Source organism: Helicobacter pylori, from assembly GCF_009689985.1.
In the GTDB taxonomy this organism is placed as follows: Bacteria; Campylobacterota; Campylobacteria; order Campylobacterales; family Helicobacteraceae; genus Helicobacter; species Helicobacter pylori_CG.
Genome location: NZ_QBAW01000021.1, coordinates 1 through 1,885, shown reverse-complemented (window position 1 = coordinate 1,885; position 1,885 = coordinate 1). Strand labels below are relative to the sequence as shown.

Annotated in this window: 4 protein-coding genes; all 4 read left to right on the top strand. The window is 37.6% G+C overall.

The window, feature by feature from the left end; all coding sequences use genetic code 11:
- Positions 1 to 388 precede the first annotated feature (388 nt).
- The 4 genes from DBU79_RS07685 (at position 389) to DBU79_RS07835 (ending at position 1,728) form a co-directional block, all read left to right on the top strand.
- Positions 389 to 781 (top strand): hypothetical protein, encoded by a 393-nt coding sequence (locus tag DBU79_RS07685; RefSeq protein ID WP_229764042.1) that lies wholly within the window; start codon positions 389 to 391, stop codon positions 779 to 781.
- Positions 778 to 957, top strand: coding sequence for a hypothetical protein (locus DBU79_RS07680; RefSeq protein WP_134890168.1), 180 nt, complete (start codon positions 778 to 780; stop codon positions 955 to 957). The genes DBU79_RS07685 and DBU79_RS07680 overlap by 4 nt, the downstream gene beginning before the upstream one ends.
- A gap of 1 nt (position 958) precedes the next feature.
- On the top strand, positions 959 to 1,153 hold the full coding sequence (locus DBU79_RS07985; protein WP_134890169.1) for a hypothetical protein: 195 nt from the start codon (positions 959 to 961) through the stop codon (positions 1,151 to 1,153).
- A gap of 374 nt (positions 1,154 to 1,527) precedes the next feature.
- Complete coding sequence (locus tag DBU79_RS07835) at positions 1,528 to 1,728, top strand: hypothetical protein (protein WP_180395678.1); 201 nt, start codon at positions 1,528 to 1,530, stop codon at positions 1,726 to 1,728.
- The last annotated feature ends 157 nt before the right edge of the window (positions 1,729 to 1,885 follow it).

Genomic DNA, 1,885 nt, shown 5'->3' with positions numbered 1-1,885 from the left:
TTCGCTAAATTGAGAGCGAGTAACTCTAACTTAAAAAGAACAATAGCTTTCACAGAAGCAGAAAGAGCTGACTTGAGCGCTGCGGGTCTATCTAGGTTGTATGAGCATATGACGGAGGGTCAATGCGGAACTATTTCAGCATTCAGGGGAAGTTATACTAGAGAAACCAATATGAAGCGGACTAAACACCTCAAGTCTCTCTTAAGAGCGTTAATAAAGTGGGATTTACGACTATTCAAGGTTCTTGCCAAGAAAAAGCTAGCGATATTCCTAGTAATGAAGTTTCTTTTTTGTCTATACGCTCAAAGACCATCGCTTTGATTTAAGAGCAGAACTCATCAAATTAGGAAACAAATTCGAGCAAGACAGTATTGCGTGGTGTCCTGAAATGGTAGAAAAAGGCGGTAAGGTTTATGCTAGATTTAGTCTCATTTGCACCACACTAAGCCCTAATGGGGTTGAGGCTTATGACTTCTCTGGCAAAATACATAGGAAATGTAAATTCGGTCAGTTAATAGGAAAATCAGAGCTTTTCAGTTTGGGGAGCGGTATAAACCCTAGCACTAAATCATTCCAAAGTGCTTATTCAAAAATACACGGAAGGAAGTTCTTTTTCTATAAACCCACACAGATAGCTGAAAACACCTTGCAGAGTTTAAAAGCCAAACTTGACGCTAATAGAATGAAAACTAGCGCAACGGGTGGGGTAATAGGCGCTTTCGGTTATGTAGATATGAAAAAGGCGTTCAGGTTGGATAGCGTTCTAGGAACTAACCCATGAAAAATTTCAACATTACAAGCGATAAAGTCAGTCAAAGTCTTATCAATGCTATGAAAATTTACAAAATCAAACCGACTTTAAAAACGACCTTAAGTGAAGCTATGAATAACCCTAACTTAAAGGCGTTTGATGAGCTTACTGAAAAAGAAAAATACAGCATAACCGCTCCTTTCTAGATTGTATAAACATCTATATAACGATGAGTGCTTGTATCTTTCAGCTAACAGAGAGTTTAAGTTAAGTTTATGGCAAGATGACGGGTTTGATACCGCCACCGATATGATTGTAGATTATTATAGTGGGTCTGTTGGTGCTATCTTTTCTAAATACCTAATGAGCGATGCAGAGAATGCCCAAAGAAACAAGGAATGAGAAGCGGATATTAAAAAGCTATACCCAAAAATCGGTTATATTAAAGTCAATGGTGTTTATCAAGGCAGTAAAGAACCTAGCTTTCTTATCTACGCATTAGGTGCGGATTTATTGACAATCATTAGAGAGCTAGGATACCAATACGAACAAAATAGCGTGGTGTATTCTATTAGCCACAGCTCTGAAGTGTGGTTGTATTTCACTACCCCTTTTAAAATCCGCATTCTTTGAGAAAAAGGAAGGGTGAAAGTTATAAGCCTTATAAAAGGGGTCAAAAAATTAAGATTGCTAACCACATCAACATTGACCAAAATTGAGAAAGCCCCAACTCCCCTAAATTCTTAAAGAATTACTCAGAGGCTTTTAAACACACCATGGCTTCTATGCGAAAATTTTATAGAGCGGTATCTATTGATAGCGTAACGATAAAATCCATTAAAGCCAAGCTAGGGAAAAACCATTGCCATAAAGTAAGCGGTAGCCATCAAGTAGGAGGTGCGCGTAAAGTAATCTCTAGGTTCAACACTCAAAAACCCTTTTTCATTAGACAGCGTGCTAAAAGCCAATCAATTTGACACTGGCACCGGATTGAGCGTTTGAGTTGTGGTAATAAGGTTAGTCCTAAACATGCTAACATGTCAAAATTAGCTACATAAGGGCTACAAACAGCAACTAAAATCCTATAACAATCCATAAAACACTATAATTTTTGTATAGGTTATTAAGTTTTGT

Excerpts from the sequence above, each read along its gene's own strand:
- DBU79_RS07680 (WP_134890168.1), top strand. The coding sequence starts at position 778 with ATGAAAAATTTCAACATTACAAGCGATAAAGTCAGTCAAAGTCTTATC.
- DBU79_RS07835 (WP_180395678.1), top strand. The coding sequence starts at position 1,528 with ATGGCTTCTATGCGAAAATTTTATAGAGCGGTATCTATTGATAGCGTA.
- DBU79_RS07685 (WP_229764042.1), top strand. The coding sequence starts at position 389 with ATGGTAGAAAAAGGCGGTAAGGTTTATGCTAGATTTAGTCTCATTTGC.